Source organism: Mucilaginibacter terrae, from assembly GCF_031951985.1.
GTDB classification, from domain to species: Bacteria; Bacteroidota; Bacteroidia; order Sphingobacteriales; family Sphingobacteriaceae; genus Mucilaginibacter; species Mucilaginibacter terrae_A.
Window position 1 is genome coordinate 321,234 of record NZ_JAVLVU010000001.1, and the last position, 18,190, is coordinate 339,423.

An 18,190-nucleotide genomic window follows, 5' to 3' on the forward strand; every position below is an offset into this window, starting at 1 on the left:
ACCGATGAAAAAGTATTGCTTGTTGCTATTGATCAGCATGTTCATGTATAAAAGTTACGGCCAGGTAGCCGTGGAGGCACATGCCATGCCTGCGGCTTCGGTTGTTCTTTTGCCTTCCTGGGTAAAAGAGCGGGAGTCGCTGAACATTAAATATGTACGTTCATTAGACCCCGACCGCTTGTTGCACAACTTCAGGGTACAATCCGGCTTACCTTCAAATGCCAAACCACTGGAAGGATGGGAATCCCCACGAATCGGTTTGCGGGGGCATTTCGTAGGTCACTATCTGTCCGCTACTGCGTCCATTATTCAAAATTATCATGATACGACGCTTACCCGTAAAGCCGCTTACCTGGTTGCTGAACTGGCCAAATGCCAGCAGGCATCAGGTGCAGGATACCTGAGCGCATTTCCGCAAGCGGATTTCGATAAGCTGGAGGCCAAGTTCGATGGGGTATGGGCTCCTTATTACACTTACCACAAGATTATGCAGGGTATGCTCGACCAGTACACCAAGGCAGGCAATAGGCAAGCTTATCAGATTGTATTGGCCATGGCTGAATATACAGCGCAACGTATGTCCCGCTTAAGTCCAGCCACGATCGACCGGATGTTTTACACCGTACAGGCTAACCCTGCAAATGAGGCGGGTGCCATGAATGAGGTTTTGTATGAACTTTACCAGGTTTCTAAAGATCCGAAACACTTGGCGCTTGCCAGATTGTTCGACCCCGAGTGGTTCGCCGCCCCAATGACAAGAAATGAAGACATCTTGAGCGGATTGCATTCCAATACCCATCTTGTCCTCATCAACGGCTTTGCAAAACGCTACGAGGTGACAGGCGAAGCTCGCTACCATAATGCGGCGTTAAATTTCTGGAACATGCTGACCAGAGATCATGCTTATGCGAATGGATCGAGCAGCGGCCCACGACCCAACGTGACCACCACGACATCGGCCACTGCTGAACATTGGAGTGTACCCGGGCAGCTGAGCAATACGATGAGTAAAGAGATTGCCGAATCCTGCGTGACGCATAATACGCAGAAACTGACCTCGACGCTGTTTACCTGGGACCCTCAACCCAGGTACGCAGAAGCATATATGAATACTTACTATAATGGTGTGATGGCCTTGCAGAGTGCCTCGACCGGTGCTGTAGTTTACCATCTGCCACTGGGTTCGCCCCGTAAAAAAGCCTGGCTGAAAGAAAATGATTTTAAGTGTTGTAACGGTTCAAGTATCGAGGCTTTCGCCGCGTTAAATACTGCCCATTTACTATCAAAACAGTTCGAATCTTTGGGTAAACCTGTATGTACCGTCTAAATTTGATTGGCGTGAAAAAGGAGTTCATATACAGCAATCCGGTAATTTTCCGGCAGACAGCGCGGTTGAATTGACGATCAAAGCTAAAAAGCGGGTTCGATTCAAATTAAATCTTCTGATGCCGGAATGGGCAGATGGTGCGGAAGTATACCTGAACGGCATCAAAGAAGACAGGCCCATTCTAGCGTCCACTTACTTCGGCATTGAGCGGGAATGGAAAAACACAGATCGGATAAAGGTTGTATTCTCCTATAATTTTCGTTTGAAAACAATGCCTGACGACAAGAACGTGTTCGCCGTTTATTACGGGCCCACCTTGTTAGCCTTCGAGCACGCAGCAGAACTGATCTTCAGAAAGCAACCCTTGTCCGTTCTTAAACATATTTCCAGAGTAGACGCTGATACGTTTATGCTGAACGATGACGGGAAAAAATATATCATGCGACCGTTCTATCTGATTGATGATCAAATTTACGGCGTTTATGCTACGGCACGCGATTATAAACTTTAACAAGCTTCGTTGTATTCCATCCCTTACCTTATCCGAAAAAGGGGACCAATGGGTCTCCTTTTTAAATTTATTTCCTTAGATGTTGCATTGTTTGAAAAGCTCAATGGAGGCAGGATGTTTAAAGATAGGTAGATGCTAAAACTATGTTAACTTGGCCAAGTTATGTTCATCATCGATGCAGCAGGAATGCTTACTGAAGGTCCCTGCGATCTGATCAGAGTGACTACACTTTGCGTCACTTACTTTATAACGGTCGCCGGGCAGAGCTATAACTTCTTAACAGTAGCGAAAAGGGCCCCGGTTTTCTGATGGCACAGGTTTGTTTGAAGAGCAAAGTTGCTAAAGTGCGAGAACTAAATGTCACAAGGCATATTGCTTTCACCGTTCAACTATCAGACTCTGCAAGATGGATAGTTCTTGGTCACTCAAATGATTTTCAGGTACTGTATTACTCGCTAGACAACTAATATGTTGATCGTTTAAGTACGGAATTATTAATGACTGATTTATAAATGCTGAGTGTGTGAAAATATTTGTATAAACTGTTGATGCAAAACAAACTACAGGTTACGAGCAAAAAGGCATTGCCGAGGTCCTTTTGTGACTGCTATACCGCTAAACTTTAAGAGTTATAGATCTGACAAGAAAAATTTGAAAAAACTTGTTATAAACCCTTGTTAATGATTAACGATCCCAGATAAGTGGGATTTTTGAAAATGCGTTCGAGAGAGATAGAGGATCATCATGATCAGATAATGAATCAAGACCCGGTTTTACGAGATGGGAGCGCGGCGCTTTGGGAATTCAACATGCGAACCAGTCAGCTGAAAGGATCCGCGGGGTTTTACGACCAGTTAAATTATGAGATCGTTGAAAAAGAAATGGACTATCATTATTTTATCAACACCATAGTTTATCATGAAGATCTGCCACTGCTGCTCAAAGTTGCGGCCTCTTGTGAGCCCGGTAGTTCCAAGTCCTTGGAATTGAGGTTGCTCACTGGTAGTGGATTTCAATGGTTCCAAAATACATTCCGCCGGGAGGAAGGCCCGGTGTTGACGGGGTATCTTATCAATATTCATCAGTTTAAAATCGTAGAGTTTGAACTGGCTGATGCCAATCAAAAGCATGCGGCCTTAGGCAAAATTTTCCGTTCCGGTATATGGGAAATAGACGTCCAGCATCGTTCAATCACTTTCAGTAAAGAAGCTTGCGAAGTTTTGCAAACACCTGGGCAAGCTATTATGCCCATAGCCGAATGGATCAGTCACTTTACCCCAGCTTATCGACCCGTCTTAACCAATAGCATAAATTACAGTATTGAAATTGGTAAGGCATTTGACCATGATCTACAATTCCGTACCGGGACCGGCCTATTGATCTGGGTAAGAATTAAAGGGTTGACTAAAATCGACAAATGGGGCAAAATTCTGTTTGTGAAAGGTGCCGTTCAAAATATAGATCATTCTAAGAAACAGGAAAAACAATTGTTATCATCTTTTGAATTCTTGGAGCTTCAAAACAAGCGTTTGCAAAACTTTGCTTACATGGTATCGCACAATCTTCGGTCACATACCAGCAACCTCAAGTACCTGGTACAGATGCACAAAGAATCAAACGAGGATGGAGAAAAGTCTGAAATTTTTGATCATATATCGACCATTAGTGATAGTTTGAATACCACCATTCAACATCTGAATGAGATCGTCAAGATGGAGGCTGATGTTAAGCAAAAACGTGTGCTGCTCCATTTCGAAACAGTTTATCGGAATGTTGTAATGGCGTTGGAAAGTAATATCGATCAGGAAAAAGCAGTAATCCTTGCCGACTTTTCTGCCTGTCCATCTATTGAATATATACCCGCTTATCTGGAGAGTATCTTCCACAATTTTATAACGAATGCCCTTAAATATCGACACCCTGACCGGTCACCCGAAATTCGTTGCTACAGCAAAATTGCTGACGAATATATTTGCCTATATTTTGAAGATAACGGAGTTGGCATCGATTTGAACCGCTATGGGCATAAACTGTTTGGAATAAATCAAACCTTTCATCAGCATGCTGATGCTAAAGGGATCGGTTTATTTATTACCCGCAATCAAGTAGAAGCATTAGGCGGAAATATTGAAGTGCAGAGCACTGTAGGTGAAGGTACCCAATTTTGCTTGAGACTGGTTAAATATATCGTTTAGAAGGGTTGCAATTTTAGCACTTTTTGTTTATTCGGTCGTTACGATTTTTGAGGAAGGTTCGTTAAGCTGCTTATGAAAATTGCCGTATATCATCTGCAAACTGTCCTTTTTCATAGGTTTGGAGATGAATCCATTGACAGATGGGAAAGTCAAAGAGCGTTCTTTATCCTGCTGACTCATAAACCTGCACCCTTTTGGAAAGGGAATCATATAACGCATTAAAATGCAGGAAATCCCAACCATTAAATTCAGGCATGTGCAGATCTATCAAAATAATATCCGGCAATCCAAGTGCATCAGGCAAAACCTCCTTCAACCGGTTAAGCATTGGCCTGGCATCTGAATGATTTGTAATATCCGCAAACACTAAAGTTTGCTGGCAAAGCTTTTCCATGATTATGTGTTCCAAAGGATTATCATCGATCATAGCGAGCTGACAACCCAACAATCTTTTTTCACCCATCTGCGGATATTGTCTGAATTATTCTTTTTTTAAGGCCTGATGAAGCCGAACCAAAGTTTTTATTGAAATTTAATTACTCCATAAGCGGCAGGTCGATCTCGTCAACATGCTCCGCTAATCAATATGCATCATGAGGAACCAAGCGTAAGTTCGCTGTATGTGCTTCTTTAAAATGGTACCGGCCTTACTGAATTCAATTTATATTATCCTGAACTTGCACATTGCCTGATCTCTGAAATAGCCAATAGGCTCTTTGGCAAGATAATCATCCAGGACCTTTGCAAACCCTTCTTTAGGTTCATCGCGGAAGGCTACCTTAAGCGCATGAAGGGTCTTATCCCCCCGATGAAACTCCGATACCAATAATCCTACACGTTCGGAAAACGTTTTTGTACCGTCCGGTATCATACCCATTTGTGCTGTGATAGAAGCCAATAAAGGTTCATAATTTAGTAATGAGGGATTCCTGTCTTGATAATGCTGAACATACCATTGCAGAATAAACAAGATCTTATAGAATTCTGCGCCTGGATCATTTAGATAGTTTAAAACAAAGGGTAACAATTCTTCCTGCCTTCCTGATGTTTCGCTTGTCTTAGCGGCACGGTTTATAACAACATAATAGATAGGATGGTGCGTTGGTAAAGTTTTTAGGATAGAGAGATCGATGCTAAGGGACCGGTCAGGAAAATTATTAAAGGAGTATATAGCGCTGATCAGGCTTTCGCAACGCAATTTGATCTCGTCATGATCCTGATGGGCAAAATATTTGTCGGATAATGCTTCCACTTCGGCAACAGCATGCAAAGGATAGTGTGACAGCACGACCTTTTTAAAAAGCGCTTGATATTGTTCGTTAATGGGTCCTGATTGTTCCATAACTCTTGCGTTTATTAAGTAAATAATTTAAAATAAGTGGGGGAGACTTAAATACCGATCTTTTTTAAGCACTACGATCATTATACCATCCACAGACATTCACCATAAACTTTGTCGATTCCGTTTTCCGAAAAAGCAAAAGGTGAAACGCACAGAACTGGATTCGATACCATGGATTAAAATAAGTATCCGCCGATAAGCCAGAATTTAATCTTTGCTGAGAAAACAGAGTTGCCTAAAATGTGCATTGTTCAAGCTATTGCAGACCAAGCCTCTACGACTGAATTACAGTATCCCGTATAGATAAAGTTTGTTAGTTACTTATTTCAATAAATCTTAAACCGGATCTACTCTGTTGATGCTATAAAATAACATGTCGGCTACTACCCAATCGGTTTTACAAGTGCCTTGCTCTATTTCTCTTAATTCACAAAAAAGTATGATCCCTCAAATGATCTATTTGTTTCTACTTCATCTCAAATATAAGTATTATTGGGGTCCTATTATAAGCGAATTGATCTCAAAATAAAACATAATTATGTCCGCAATCTGCTTGTGTTCGGTATAGTAGGCCGTGATAGTAATTCGCGTTTGAAATGCTTCTTCACCGTCTAAAATTTTCAAAGACGATCAAGTTTCCCTAGACATTTAACTATTTGTAAAGGGAAACTGAAAGTCGTATTGCTTTTGTCGGCATTGGTTTAGCGGATCGTGTACACGGGACATCGCATAAGGTCAGATATGATATTGCGGCGACCATTACGACGCGCTATTAATGGCAGAAAAAAACAGGTATTTAACTTGGTATCGTTATTAAGTGAATGAAAAAGCGGCATTGGAATCCGATAGATGAACCTAACCGTCTACTTCGATATAAAAGATAAATATCCAAAAATCAGACCGTTTCACGGTCTATATAAAAAAATACTTAGTATAAATTGTAGTCCGTGAAGCCGGCCGTAAGGGTTTAAGTAAAAAAAGGATTCTCCAAATGTTTCAATGAAATAATAATTACGGCTTAATTTTAACGGCAGGCCGTAATTGATTTGATGATCTGATCAAGTAAACAAGTTGAATTGGTATATTATTCCTACGAAAATAGGTCTACTTTTGAGCCGTCGACACATGATCAAACGAAGTCGTATTGACATTACCAGGGGTCGTCGTCTTCGCACATACCGCCAGACCGGCATAATAGTTGCCGGCCATGGCAAAAGTACTTGAACCAACGGCATACCAGTTTACACCATCAGGGGATTGAAACCCTGTAAAGACGTTTCCGACGCGTTGCAGTTTGAACCATACCGGGATCCAGGTGTACGCATTGCCGTATTTCCAGGTAGTTGCAGCGCCGGTCGATGACCGTACGCCAAACTGTGCCTGACGACCCGTTAGCAGAACGGTAAGCATGGCCGAATTAGCGTTCAGCGATTCACGCATGACCAGCCCCCACTTATAACCACCTGATGCCAGATTTACATTGGCCAGCCTTGTCGTTATGGTAAAATCTCCGTTCGCGCCCGTATATGCGAAACTGTAAGAGTCTGCCATTCCGCCAATATCCATGCCCGAACCGCTGACGATAAAGGTATTGTTGCCAACAGGGGCATAATTAGCAGCGCCGACAGTTGCAACAGTACCAATATCTGACCTCGACCAGCCGGCTGGCAATGCTCCTGCTGCAACCGGCGTTGCATGAACCTCGGCAGAATGATCGCTGGTACCTGATTGATTATTAGCCTGGACCACATAATAATAGTTTGTGCCATTAACTGCGGTTTTGTCGATATAGTTAGGGAGTGTATTGTTGGACCAAGAGGCCAGACTGGTATAAGGCCCACCGCTGGTTGTAGAACGCAATATGTTGTAACCCTGTGCAGTTGCAGCTGTTGGCGCAGTCCATTTTAATGAAACTTCCGAAACCCCGGCAGTGGCTACCAGCCCTGTAGGCACAGGAGCAACAGGGGAAGGGGGATATGGAGAAGCGGTAGCATCCCGTGTAAATGTCAAGGTGCCATAACCAAAATGGTCAGTACTGCCATGCTCCGGTCTTATCAGTTGGGCCATTTTTTTAACATTTGGCGTGCTTAAACCTTTAACGACAGCATAATGATTGTAAATTAATTCGTAAACCGGGCGGTCATCAATGCGGCCAAGCCCATTTATAGAAAGGTAATTTTGATTAACATTATCGCAATTATTGTAAGCCTGGTAAGGAACATTAAGCGACATGTTGGTCCTGGCTACATACTCAGCTCCGGCCAAAAGACGGTTGCTGTTGTATCCGAACAGATCCGTTCCCTGGTTCCAGGCCACCTGGCAGGCCGAACCTAAAAAACCCACACCTAATTGGGCATGCTCCTGGTCGCGCCCGCTTTCCTGCCATTGACCGAGTCCGTTGGGATGGATATACCAAACTGCATTATTAATGCTGCCGTTACCTGCACCGTTTTTAAAATAGTTTACCCCCTGATCATACTTCGCCCTATCGTCGCAAAGCACCCCGATAGTGAGAACTGCGCCGATATTACAGGCGTCCCAATTGGCCCAGTAATGGCTGATACAGGATCCGTTATGGCTGACCAGAAAATTGTTACAAAGCGGATACCAATAATTAAGCATCATGTTTTTAAACCGGGTAAAGTCCGCCGGAGCCCATCCGGGATAGGTCCGCAACACCTCAGCAGCCATAGCAAAATCAAACACAGGAATGCCGCCCAGCCCGGAAATATCATTACCTGTAGGGATCTGATTTACGGTCGATGACCAGGCATTACATATCCTGACTGCACAGTTTGCGTAACTGGTATCGCCGGATATGTACCAGCGGATGGTATTAAGGTAGGCGGCATGGGCATCAGCATCAGCCCGCTGTCGGCTGACGCCCATATTGGCCGCCGGCGCAGCCTTGTAGGTATTTTGCGCCAGCTTATCCTTAACGAGTAAATTCCAGTCGTCGATCCATGGGTGGGCGCCTGCGGCCACCTTGGCTTTCATACGATCCAGATCGGCCTGTGTGTGCAAGCCTCCAGGGTGCACAAAAGTCTGGGCCCGAGTGTGAAGGACCATGCTCATGCACGAGATCATTGTAAAAAGGATCGTCTTATAATATTTTGATTGATTATTCATGTTGTATTGTAGATAGATGTAAATTATTTAGTGTAATGCTCTGATCGTTATTGCTCGCCCGCAGTTATACACGGTCAGGTTGAGTGATCATGGATAGCTGTTCACAATTTACGGTTCCTGTCGGCTCTATGTGACCGAATGTCCTTGTCGCCATGATGAAGTAGTAGTTGCGCATCTCATAATTTAAAGACAATAAATCAACATGATGATACTCATCATTTAGCAATTAATTCGGAGGCGTTTCTATTCATAGCTGACAGACTTGATGGCTTCAGATTCCAACCGGATGGGGATGCGTTTAACGTTTGATCCGGCAAATGGATCGGCGCTAAAGTAGGTATATACTGCACCCACAGCACGCAGATCAATGATTCGGGCTATGCCCATTTTGACTGGTTCAGGGTAACATCAAACGAAAGGTAAGTTGATATAAAATGATAACAGCAAAATTTAAATTTCAATCTTTTGCTTTCATGAACATGTTCACTTTATCAATGATGACAATGGCGATAGCTTTTGGTCAGCGTAATGTTGCTGGTCAAGTGTTGAGACATTGTATTCAAAATAATGGCGGCAACAGACTAATGAGACGGTGACAAATGGTTGTAATAACAGGATTGTTTTTTCTTTAGATGAACCTATTCACCATGTATTTAGCATGCTTTACCCTGGAGCAGACGCGGTTCTTATGAATGATCGCTGCATGAAATTGGAGCCTTTCAGGGGCATGCCGCTGGATATACCGGAAATATCGGGGTGTCATCTTAGGAATGTAGGTTGTTTTTATTGCTTACCTTGATGAGCAAGGCGCCAGGATCAACAGGTATACCTTGCCTATTGATGTAAAAATATACGCATTGTATTTTTGATAGTATTCCACGGCAAAGGCAAGTTGTTGAAAGTTCCAAATTAGCAGATCACAACCTCCCTGAAAACTGAACTTTAATTTACTCGGTACTATGCTAAATTAACTTCGTTCACCAAAAAAAATACACTTTTCGGGGCTTAAAATGGAAGAAAGCTCAGTCATCAGCTATTAAGACCTTAGAACCCGTAAGCTCAAACTAAAAATCCATTAGTTCCTTTAAAGGGAGGTCCAGTGCGCTGGCCAGGTCCACAAGGCTCAGCATGGAAGGGTTGATCTCTCCCTTCTCGTACTTCTTCAGGTTGCTGTAATCTATGTTGCACCGCTGCGCAAGTTTACGGAACGACAAGCCCTGACGCTTACGCAGCAGCTCCAGGTGCTTGCCGAACCTGTTCAGTGTTTCTTGTTGCGCTTCGCTATACATGCCGGTTACGGTAGCGAAAATTGCAGTTTGACACCTTAAAAGTGTTGGTTTTTAAACCCACACTTGGTGTATTTGATCAAGGGTTTTTGGAAGCGTGATCTTGACGAAAGCCTTAACTATCCTATATGCCTATGCTTGACAAGTTCAAACGTGAGCCGACCGGTAATGACCGAAGCAATAGTAAACGCAGGGAACAGTTCTTATTCGGTATAGGCTTGCTTGTACTATGGCTACTAGTTTACATGTTCACCAGAAAATGAACGGCACACTCCCTCTGGCATTCGTAACCCTATTTGAGTCTGCACGAATCGTACAAATGTTTTATGATACGCAAAGCACTACCTTTGGCCTTTTCGCTGAAAAGAATGACCTGAAGACAGTTGGAAGCTTGCTTTGCAGGCAGGTCACCGATCTTTTTGTAAATCCGGGTAGGAATCTTTATGAGCTGGCACTTAATATTTAGGGCGTGTAGGCCGGTTATCGTATTAAGCCGAAAGCTGATAAAGGTCCTGCTCCAGGTCAAAAATAGCGGATCTGTCAAAGCCTGACTTTTGGAGCACTTTCAAGGCCGCAGTATTATTTCGGTTGACTATTGCCGCAATATCTTGTATGCCACTGGATCTTAACAACCGGATCACCTGCGGCAACAGGCCCGACATCAATGATTTGCCGGTCACGGACTTCCGCAGGTAAAACTCTATAAAATAAGGGTAGTTGTTCAGCTGGTAATGTTCCTTGGCAACCGCAGGTGGAATAATATCGATCACTCCGATCAGTTGGTTCTTCTTTTTGGAAATGATCAGATGGGTCTGGTTTCTGCCGCATTGCAGGTTAAGCAGGGTAGACCCAAGCCATGATTCAGCATCATGCACCGATTTGACCCGTTTTTCGGGTAAATACCGGAGCAGTTCTTTTTCTGAAAGCAGCTCGAATATGTCCATCGCCAGGCCAACCCTTGTTAATTGCTCCGGCGTATCCGCGGGACAGATCAGCAGATCGCTGCGTTCAATGTAAATGTGTTTCATAGATGTCAGCGGCAAAACGGGTATCTTTTATACCGCAACGGTAATGTCAGGGTATATGTTTGCCTTGTGGAAAAATCGGTTTTATGACGGTGTTAGGCTGATTGCCGCTCCGCCAGTTGACGGGCAAGAAAGATCAGTGCTGTTTCTAAAGGCACGCCGCTGGTACGGGAAACGAACTCAACCGGCCCGCCCTCGTCACCGCACCCGAAACATTTGTAAATGTTCTTGTCCGGGCTAACCATCAGGGAATTCGATTGATCAGCGTGGAACGGGCAATTGCCCTTCATCCCGCGGCGGCTGGTTTGTAACGGCAGGTATGCCGAAATCACGGTGACGATGTTGCTTTGTTGCTGCACCAGGTCGTACAGTTCTTGTTGTTCAGGAGAAATCATAGTCTGGCTAAATATAAACAACCAGTCGTTTTAAGCCAAGCGAGGGGAGTGAATTGTGGAAAAATCGGTCGGTCGGGTTTTTGAAACCGATGTTGGCTTATGCCGTGTTTCTTTCATTCTGTTGCTGAGGATAGCCGGGCAGGGGAAGTATGAGTGAACGGGTTGAACGGCAGTGATCGGGGGAGATGTCAGAGCGGGGCAAGTGCGGTTTTGGAAGGGTTTGCTGTGCTTTTGGTTACCGGCATTTATGTTTACCGGTAATGAAAGTTTCGTCGGGGCACGGGGAGGATTTCGTTTCAATTTATGGAATTTTTGACTTGTCTGCAGTTTTTAGCCCCTATGGCATCCCCTTCGGGCCGGGCTATCTGTTCTATCTTTTCTCCGAAAAGGATGCCACGGTTATCCCTGATGCTTTTATTTACGCTTCCGCACTTTTGCTGCGCTGCAAAAGCGGCCGCGGAACGTGCGCAAAACCATAAAACCAACCTTCACTTTATGCTGCCACGCTCCCGCCGTTCGCCGGGCAGCACGCCGTTCGTCAGGCTTTATGATTTTGTAATTGGCCGGGGAGGGTGGCTGCTTGTATTTTTATTAAAGCAGGCATACTTTCGCTCCGCTGCAAGTATGCCTGCTGAAGGTTTGAAAACCATGCAGCGTGACTTACCGCGCCTTTTATCGAAAGCGAATTAATTTTGCCTCTGCAGTTTTTTTCTGATTTTTGGGGATAGGGACTTACCATTAATCGTCATCCATGACCGCTAAACTTCTGTTATTTGTTGGCTCACTGTTTTGCTGTTTCAACCTGTTTGCCGTGGCAGCTCCCGGCAAGCTTAACATTTCCATAGATTTTGAAAGTGCCCGTTTAATTTCGGCATTGATGGCTAAAAACAAGGTCACAGATGCTGAACTTGAAAAAGTAGTGAATGCTTTTGGAAGCAGGCAACTTATAGAAAAAGTAAAAGGCTACAGCGGGGCAGATGTGAACGTTTTTAAATCTACCCTGCGTGAGATCATTGAAACCGGTACTTTAAGAGGTAGCGACCCGTATAACTGGAAGGAAGTAAAAGCCAACCTCAAGGCCATTAACCAACTGCTTCATAAATTATCGGTTTCGCCCGACGCCTTCATCAACGATATTAAGCTGAAGATCACCGACTATACTTCGGATATAATCAATGCGGACATTAAAGCTTGCTTTATCATTGGTGGCGGGTCGCTGGGCTTCACCCAGGGTGACGGTATGACCTTTAACGTCGCTTTACAGAAAATAGGGGATGACGTGGAAGGGTTGAAATTGTTGGTGGCACACGAATTATATCACAGCATACAGGTAGCCGGGCAGGCCAGCCGAAATATCCGCAAAACAGCCATCCCGTACCATGTGAAAGCCACTTATGCTTTGCTCTATAGTCTATGGTCCGAAGGTACCGCCAGTTTGGTCGGTGATTTTTCAGGCATGAGATTCCCGGCCGCGTTTTCAAAAAGCCAGCTGGATGAGTATGAGAAGAACGCGGTCCGCAAGCGGGAAAATTTTGCGCTGTTTGAAGCCTTGGTTTATAAATGCTTTACGGATAGTGCCTCCCGGTCCTACGGCTCGTTCTACAATATCGGTTTCAGCACCGCGTTTGACGAAACCTCCTATTATGTGGGATATGAAATGAGCAAAAAGATAACGCAGTACTTAAGTAAGCAAGCCATCGCAGACGGGCTGACGCAGGACCTCTTGGCTTTTGCTGAAACCTACATTAAATTATACAAAAACCACCCGGAAGACAAAACGTTTATACGATTTGATATTGCCACCGAGAACATTGATCAGCAATTAGTGGTGTGGCGGGATAAAGTCTAACCTTTTGATTGGCTTTCAAGTGGATGGGCGGAATTGAATTGTCCATCACAATTGTTGAATTCTTTACAATTTATTCAACAAGTTATTTGCTTCCTCTATAAGTTCGATCGGAAGTGATTTTGACAGTTCTACGCCATCCGTGTTGATACCCTGGGCTATGTTCAGTGAATTTACTTCTATTTTTTCTAGCTCAAAATAATCGTATGTATACTTTCCCTTATCGGTTTTACTCAGGTATTTAATCATCTTTTTACTATTATTGACGATCATCAGGTAATCGATATTATCGAAATAGAGATCGATATTCGGATGGATAAACTTGTATTGATCTGCTTGTCGCAAATTATTACGAATAGTGGTATGATCAACTAAAAAATCTATCCTGTCTTTTTTGATTCGCATATTACATCGTTTGCAGGAAATATTGAGGTTGAAAAGCTCAAACATTAACTCATCAAAGTGGATCTTCGGGAGTATATGCTCAATATCGATGACCATGTTGAATTCATCCGTCATGTCCCTTCTGCAATAGCAACATTGTTCATTTCCTTCAGTACGGTAATGCTCTTTTATCTTTCTTTTAATTGGGGCCAGCTTTTCGTTTTCCCACACTTTACCGCCTTCCGCGATGACCTCTTGAATTAATGCAAGGTCTTGATTGTTAAATAGCATAGATTAACGGTTGTCAGCGATTTTTCTCCCCAGTTCAATAACATTATTTAAAACCACTTTTTGGTTATCATCAATCGAGTTGGATGATAGATCGCCAATGATATGCTGGAATTCTGAAAAATCGATCTCACCTTCGGCCAATTGGTTCATTTTTTTTGCGATGTCCTCAGACAAATATCGGTTCTCCGGCGTAGTTACATCAAAGTAATCGATATATGCCTTCTCCATATTGAAAACAGTATTGTCCATGCGCGTAAAACTGCCCTGCGTTCCCTTGAATATTTTAATATTGCTTGTGGCAATTTCCGCACTTGAAATTAATAAAGGAGAATGGGTGGCAATCACAATTTTGGGACGGTACAGATAAATAAGATTAGTGATCATCTTAACATATTCCGCCTGCCACTTAGGATGCAGGCTGTTTTCCGGTTCGTCTACAAGCAGGACAGCGCCGGATTTCATTACTGTCATTAGATAAACCATGGATGTGATTAACGTCAGCTCGCCGGAGCTACCGCTGTTAACAGGAATATACCTGCCGAGTCTCCGAAGGAATATCTCCACTTCTTTGATCACCTTAAGATTCCTTAATTCCTTTTCAAATCGAAGGACGCCAAGTAGGGCATTTTCCCGCAGATCATAGAAATTACTTTTAGAAAGGCTGACGGGTATGATGTTATCGCTGTTTCCGCGGTCAATAAGGATTCTTCGGTCCCTTTCGAAACGATCCAGAATGTAAGTCATTTCCTCTTTAAGCGGCGGAGCGATAAGCGACGACTTATGGATAAGCTCCTTCCAGTTGTTAGTCTGAAGTTCAAGTCGCAAACCGATGGTATCATCGAAGTTGACATAACGTAAAGTTTCCGAGATGACATTATAACGGCGATTATCATCAGCGGAAAGCATCAGCAATGCGGACTTAAGTGTTTTCTTAACCATTTGCCTACCGGACGATGCTTTCAGTGAATGATAGTTCGGTCCGCGGACTTTAAATTTATCATGGATTGTATTGGCTATCGCAATAACGGTATTTCCCCGGATGCGTGAGATGTCGGCTATATCATTTAACATGGTACTCTTACCGCTGCCGTTTTCGCCGATAAGGATGTTGATGTCGTCTTCCGAGGTTGGCGATTGCAGGATTTCGTTAGGGATATTTAAAAGATTGCTGTATGACATTGTTTTAATTTAATTTTCTGTCAGTTTTGGCTATTAATCGGTAAATACTTTGCATCCCGTTCAAACAATCGCTTTTTAACCGTTTTAGGAGAGTCGGGTGAGAATTTTTTATCGAGGTCTCGAAGGAGGTTTTTGATGCTTTGGTCAGATAACATCCAGTTCATCGGAACGTCCCTGTCTTCTTCGTCAAGTGGCTGGTCAATTAAAATGCCATTGTGCTCTTTAACAAATTGATTCACTTGAGCCATTGACGTGAAGCTACGCCCGATCCTGGTATTATAAATACCGCAAATTATTTCAAACAATTCATTGGCTGATCTGATGTTTTTGGCCCCGGTATTGTCATTATTGCTGAAACGCAGATATATGACCACTGGGATCACCGACCTAAAGAATGGTGATCTTTTCTTTAGCAGTTCCAACAGTTCCGCTGTGGAGCCCGCGCCGGTATTTTCTACATATCCTCCATCTATGTAATGGAATCGGCCACGAATAGTATCCTTTGCGATCGTATCAATTTTCGCAGCTGGAGAGAATAATGGGAAACGGGTACTAAAGTTCACACCGGTACTGTAGCTGATTCTCCTGACCTTACCCGCCAACAAGTCGCGCTTGCTCCGATACGCAAGACTGTCCGGTTGAACATTACTGATCCAGCATTGGTATCCTGACTCGACCTCCGCAGTGTTGATTATTAATACAGGTTGATCGAGTTCGGTTTTCGTACTGATGAAATCTTGTGCGAAACGATTGGCCTCACCCTCTGCCCGCACACACTCGTAAGCCTGCTGCCAGCTGTCTTCGAGGGCGGCCGCCCGGTCGAATAACGGGATGTGAACAGGGAAGAAGAGATTTAAAAATTCGCCGAACAACATCTTACCTATAATCGGTGAAAGCGAATCATATTTATAAAAACTGATAGCTTTAATCATATCTGATCCGGCTGATGGATCTTTAATCCCGGCACCGAAAGCCTTTGCATTGTAGTAGGATAGTCCCAATGCCCCGCCCGAGACACCAGACAACGAAAAAATTGACCGCTTAAAATTATAACCCTTTTGTTGCATTTCTTTTTGCAAACGGGTAAGGTATAGACTGGTGAAGGCTCCCGTACGGAATGCGCCGCCTTCGGCACAGATAAATACTACGGGGTACTTTTCAATGCCATGGTGTGCCTTATCCATTTCCGATTTGTACTGACGAAACCAGGTGTTGAATTGGGATACAGCGGTTGGCCTTAAGGGATTCGGCATATCGGCCATCTTGACTGGGTGGTCCTGGTTATAATATGAACAGGCCGCAAGCAGTATTACCAAGGCAAACCTGATAGATACTATCCTATTTGATTTCCAGCCATAATCCAGGTACAGCAGACCTGAGTATATTCCTGAATAACTTGCAAAGGCAAAGGCCAGCAACGCAGGGGCGCCGATTACACTGAATATGTTACTGCTTGCGGGTACGAGAGAAAAGAACAGTAAAATGGTCAGTGCGGTGAAAACAGTTATCCGTAATTGAAAATGAAGCTTTTTAAAGAAGCGGTTAGGGATTTTATAACGCCATTTAAAACGGTCGCCACGCCTTGTATAGATATTTCCGCTGTTGATGAGCTCAAAATTCTCATCAACGATCCTTAGGCTTGACATTACATCAGGGTTTTTTGGAAATTTGTTCTGATTATCTAAATCTGCCGAGGTGATATACCTGGTAAACGTTGCCAATGCTCTTTTGTAGATACCCTTAAAATTGGTAGGTTTTGGGAAGTCGAATACATATTCATTGTATATACCATACAGGCGGTTTATCCATTGATACTCTTGAACAGGAAGTGAGCGGGCTCCTAAAATGGTCGCTGCAGGTGCATTGCCGGTACGTTTGAAACGACGGAAATATAATTCGCTCAATAGGCGCAGGACGGACAGAACGAAAAGGCCAAAGGTTAAAAAATTCAGGATCTTAGTGCCCTTGCTCATATAGTCAGCATTGTTGAAAATAGATATTAACGAAATTAGTATGAATAGTCCTGGAGCAAACAGGCAGAATGCTGCCAAGAAGCGTTGAGCAAGCTTTCGGGAATAAACCCTGGAATCGCGAAGACTTTTACCGGAGTTGTCAGCAATAGATGTCGCATAACGAACACTGAACTCTGCCGACATACTCCAAATCGTCATCGCGATTATGAAGAACAACAACTGCCAGTAGTCGCCACTGTCCATCTTTTCAACTACCAGCAATATCGTATCACGGCCTTGGGGGAGCGCCAAAAAAATGAACCCGCTAAGAATAGCCGGGATCAGAACAAAGCCTGCATTCCTGGTTACCCGGAGAAAGTCAGCGACAACATCTCTAAAAATAAATTCGTCGCCGATACCCTTTTTCTCCTTTTTAATCTCGCCGAGGGATTCGACAACAGGGCCTAGTAGCAGTGTAAGAAGCTTTTTCATTGTGTAAGGATTGGTTCCCTAAATGTAGTTAACAAAAGGGTTTGTATCAACTTTAACATTATTTTCTTCAACACGAACTAATTCCAGTTACAAACTCGAGAAATGATCGTTTTTCATGCAAATCTCGTTCTCAAAATCAATTTAAAATAGATTATACAAGCTATGGGAAACATACTGATTGGAAGTTATGGTGTCATGCGGGAAGGACATAATACAGCACGATGTGTAGATTTTTTCGGTGGTTCCGGGGTGGGCGTTGGATTAGCAACTGTCACCTAGATACAAGTTTCGGCAAGTATGGCGTATTGGCTCATCCTTTAAATGTCTGTAAATGATGAAATTCTGAGTGAATCCGATAAGAAAAATATACTGGCTTTGAAGATTCGGGAGGAAATGATTCGATTCTATCATCGTGTGGGAACCTGAATACCTAATATTTCAGACGGTGGAGAGGCTTCCGGTTATAAAAATATTTCTTGGACCGGACGCCTCAAAAATACAACCGGTTTGATGCTGAGCCGGACAGTTTGTCGTCAACTATACTTCCCTGCTATTATGATTGGTTGCATGGTGATAACGATACTGCCGCCAGATGGGAGAGGAGCAACCCTGTCGCCTTTAAAAAATAGCGACGCGGCAGCCGTCAAACTAAATATGCTAACACCAAAAGCCGTTCTACTTCCCGGCAAACTGCCTTAGCCCGGTAAACCGGATGTCTTAACAGTATCACAGAACTTTCTACATTCGCCATAAACAATAGTATCTTATTAATAATGGTATTAAACCTTCTCCTTACACAATCTCTGGTCGGGCGTGAAGGGGCCTATCGCAGGTGG

16 protein-coding genes are annotated in these 18,190 nt (G+C 43.6%); 7 read left to right on the plus strand and 9 right to left on the minus strand.

The window, feature by feature from the left end:
• The first annotated feature begins 4 nt into the window (after positions 1–4).
• From QE417_RS01345 to QE417_RS01355, 3 genes are all read left to right on the plus strand, one after another.
• Positions 5–1,327 carry a beta-L-arabinofuranosidase domain-containing protein gene (locus QE417_RS01345; RefSeq protein ID WP_311947064.1) on the plus strand — a complete coding sequence of 441 codons (1,323 nt, stop codon included), beginning with the start codon at positions 5–7 and terminating at the stop codon, positions 1,325–1,327.
• 28 nt (positions 1,328–1,355) lie between these two features.
• Complete coding sequence (locus QE417_RS01350) at positions 1,356–1,838, plus strand: hypothetical protein (RefSeq protein WP_376717538.1); 483 nt, start codon at positions 1,356–1,358, stop codon at positions 1,836–1,838.
• Between the two features lie 755 nt (positions 1,839–2,593).
• Positions 2,594–4,033: a PAS domain-containing sensor histidine kinase gene (locus tag QE417_RS01355; protein WP_311947066.1), complete on the plus strand. Its 1,440-nt coding sequence runs from the start codon at positions 2,594–2,596 to the stop codon at positions 4,031–4,033.
• A gap of 163 nt (positions 4,034–4,196) precedes the next feature.
• On the opposite strand, the gene QE417_RS01360 is transcribed toward QE417_RS01355, so the two are convergent.
• From QE417_RS01360 to QE417_RS01370, 3 genes are all read right to left on the minus strand, one after another.
• Complete coding sequence (locus QE417_RS01360; RefSeq protein ID WP_311947068.1) at positions 4,197–4,427, minus strand: hypothetical protein; 231 nt, start codon at positions 4,425–4,427, stop codon at positions 4,197–4,199.
• Between the two features lie 267 nt (positions 4,428–4,694).
• A complete protein-coding gene (locus tag QE417_RS01365) occupies positions 4,695–5,375 on the minus strand; it encodes a hypothetical protein (protein ID WP_311947070.1) in 681 nt (226 codons plus the stop codon).
• Positions 5,376–6,479: 1,104 nt separating this feature from the next.
• Positions 6,480–8,450, minus strand: a complete 1,971-nt coding sequence (locus tag QE417_RS01370) for an alginate lyase family protein (RefSeq protein WP_311947071.1) — start codon at positions 8,448–8,450, stop codon at positions 6,480–6,482.
• 393 nt (positions 8,451–8,843) lie between these two features.
• Between QE417_RS01370 and QE417_RS23605 the strand changes: the two genes are divergently transcribed.
• The gene (locus tag QE417_RS23605) at positions 8,844–8,927 is read left to right on the plus strand and encodes a hypothetical protein (protein WP_376717539.1); all 84 of its coding nucleotides are present in this window, start codon (positions 8,844–8,846) and stop codon (positions 8,925–8,927) included.
• Positions 8,928–9,568: 641 nt separating this feature from the next.
• On the opposite strand, the gene QE417_RS01380 is transcribed toward QE417_RS23605, so the two are convergent.
• The 3 genes from QE417_RS01380 to QE417_RS01390 form a co-directional block, all read right to left on the minus strand.
• Positions 9,569–9,793: a helix-turn-helix domain-containing protein gene (locus tag QE417_RS01380; protein WP_311947073.1), complete on the minus strand. Its 225-nt coding sequence runs from the start codon at positions 9,791–9,793 to the stop codon at positions 9,569–9,571.
• Between the two features lie 485 nt (positions 9,794–10,278).
• Positions 10,279–10,818 carry a GNAT family N-acetyltransferase gene (locus QE417_RS01385; protein ID WP_311947074.1) on the minus strand — a complete coding sequence of 180 codons (540 nt, stop codon included), beginning with the start codon at positions 10,816–10,818 and terminating at the stop codon, positions 10,279–10,281.
• Positions 10,819–10,910: 92 nt separating this feature from the next.
• Positions 10,911–11,210 (minus strand): CHC2 zinc finger domain-containing protein, encoded by a 300-nt coding sequence (locus QE417_RS01390; protein WP_311947075.1) that lies wholly within the window; start codon positions 11,208–11,210, stop codon positions 10,911–10,913.
• A 260-nt stretch (positions 11,211–11,470) separates the two neighbouring features.
• On the opposite strand from QE417_RS01390, the gene QE417_RS01395 reads away from it, so the two are divergent.
• The 3 genes from QE417_RS01395 (at position 11,471) to QE417_RS01405 (ending at position 13,059) form a co-directional block, all read left to right on the plus strand.
• A complete protein-coding gene (locus QE417_RS01395) occupies positions 11,471–11,689 on the plus strand; it encodes a hypothetical protein (RefSeq protein WP_311947076.1) in 219 nt (72 codons plus the stop codon).
• 16 nt (positions 11,690–11,705) lie between these two features.
• Positions 11,706–11,900 carry a hypothetical protein gene (locus QE417_RS01400; RefSeq protein ID WP_311947077.1) on the plus strand — a complete coding sequence of 65 codons (195 nt, stop codon included), beginning with the start codon at positions 11,706–11,708 and terminating at the stop codon, positions 11,898–11,900.
• A gap of 61 nt (positions 11,901–11,961) precedes the next feature.
• The gene (locus tag QE417_RS01405) at positions 11,962–13,059 is read left to right on the plus strand and encodes a DUF5700 domain-containing putative Zn-dependent protease (protein ID WP_311947078.1); all 1,098 of its coding nucleotides are present in this window, start codon (positions 11,962–11,964) and stop codon (positions 13,057–13,059) included.
• 63 nt (positions 13,060–13,122) lie between these two features.
• Here the strand turns inward: QE417_RS01405 and QE417_RS01410 are convergent, their stop codons facing one another.
• The 3 genes from QE417_RS01410 to QE417_RS01420 are packed head-to-tail and all read right to left on the minus strand — an operon-like array spanning position 13,123 to position 17,354.
• Positions 13,123–13,731: a hypothetical protein gene (locus QE417_RS01410; RefSeq protein WP_311947079.1), complete on the minus strand. Its 609-nt coding sequence runs from the start codon at positions 13,729–13,731 to the stop codon at positions 13,123–13,125.
• A gap of 3 nt (positions 13,732–13,734) precedes the next feature.
• On the minus strand, positions 13,735–14,910 hold the full coding sequence (locus QE417_RS01415; protein ID WP_311947080.1) for an ATP-binding protein: 1,176 nt from the start codon (positions 14,908–14,910) through the stop codon (positions 13,735–13,737).
• 20 nt (positions 14,911–14,930) lie between these two features.
• On the minus strand, positions 14,931–17,354 hold the full coding sequence (locus QE417_RS01420; RefSeq protein WP_311947081.1) for a hypothetical protein: 2,424 nt from the start codon (positions 17,352–17,354) through the stop codon (positions 14,931–14,933).
• Positions 17,355–18,190: the final 836 nt, after the last annotated feature.

Coding starts and splice junctions, on each gene's coding strand:
- QE417_RS01345 (WP_311947064.1), top strand. CDS start 5: ATGAAAAAGTATTGCTTGTTGCTATTGATCAGCATGTTCATGTATAAA.
- QE417_RS01355 (WP_311947066.1), top strand. CDS start 2,594: ATGAATCAAGACCCGGTTTTACGAGATGGGAGCGCGGCGCTTTGGGAA.
- QE417_RS01360 (WP_311947068.1), bottom strand. CDS start 4,427: ATGGAAAAGCTTTGCCAGCAAACTTTAGTGTTTGCGGATATTACAAAT.
- QE417_RS01365 (WP_311947070.1), bottom strand. CDS start 5,375: ATGGAACAATCAGGACCCATTAACGAACAATATCAAGCGCTTTTTAAA.
- QE417_RS01370 (WP_311947071.1), bottom strand. CDS start 8,450: ATGAGCATGGTCCTTCACACTCGGGCCCAGACTTTTGTGCACCCTGGA.
- QE417_RS01380 (WP_311947073.1), bottom strand. CDS start 9,793: ATGTATAGCGAAGCGCAACAAGAAACACTGAACAGGTTCGGCAAGCAC.
- QE417_RS01385 (WP_311947074.1), bottom strand. CDS start 10,818: ATGAAACACATTTACATTGAACGCAGCGATCTGCTGATCTGTCCCGCG.
- QE417_RS01390 (WP_311947075.1), bottom strand. CDS start 11,210: ATGATTTCTCCTGAACAACAAGAACTGTACGACCTGGTGCAGCAACAA.
- QE417_RS01395 (WP_311947076.1), top strand. CDS start 11,471: ATGAAAGTTTCGTCGGGGCACGGGGAGGATTTCGTTTCAATTTATGGA.
- QE417_RS01400 (WP_311947077.1), top strand. CDS start 11,706: ATGCTGCCACGCTCCCGCCGTTCGCCGGGCAGCACGCCGTTCGTCAGG.
- QE417_RS01405 (WP_311947078.1), top strand. CDS start 11,962: ATGACCGCTAAACTTCTGTTATTTGTTGGCTCACTGTTTTGCTGTTTC.
- QE417_RS01410 (WP_311947079.1), bottom strand. CDS start 13,731: ATGCTATTTAACAATCAAGACCTTGCATTAATTCAAGAGGTCATCGCG.
- QE417_RS01415 (WP_311947080.1), bottom strand. CDS start 14,910: ATGTCATACAGCAATCTTTTAAATATCCCTAACGAAATCCTGCAATCG.
- QE417_RS01420 (WP_311947081.1), bottom strand. CDS start 17,354: ATGAAAAAGCTTCTTACACTGCTACTAGGCCCTGTTGTCGAATCCCTC.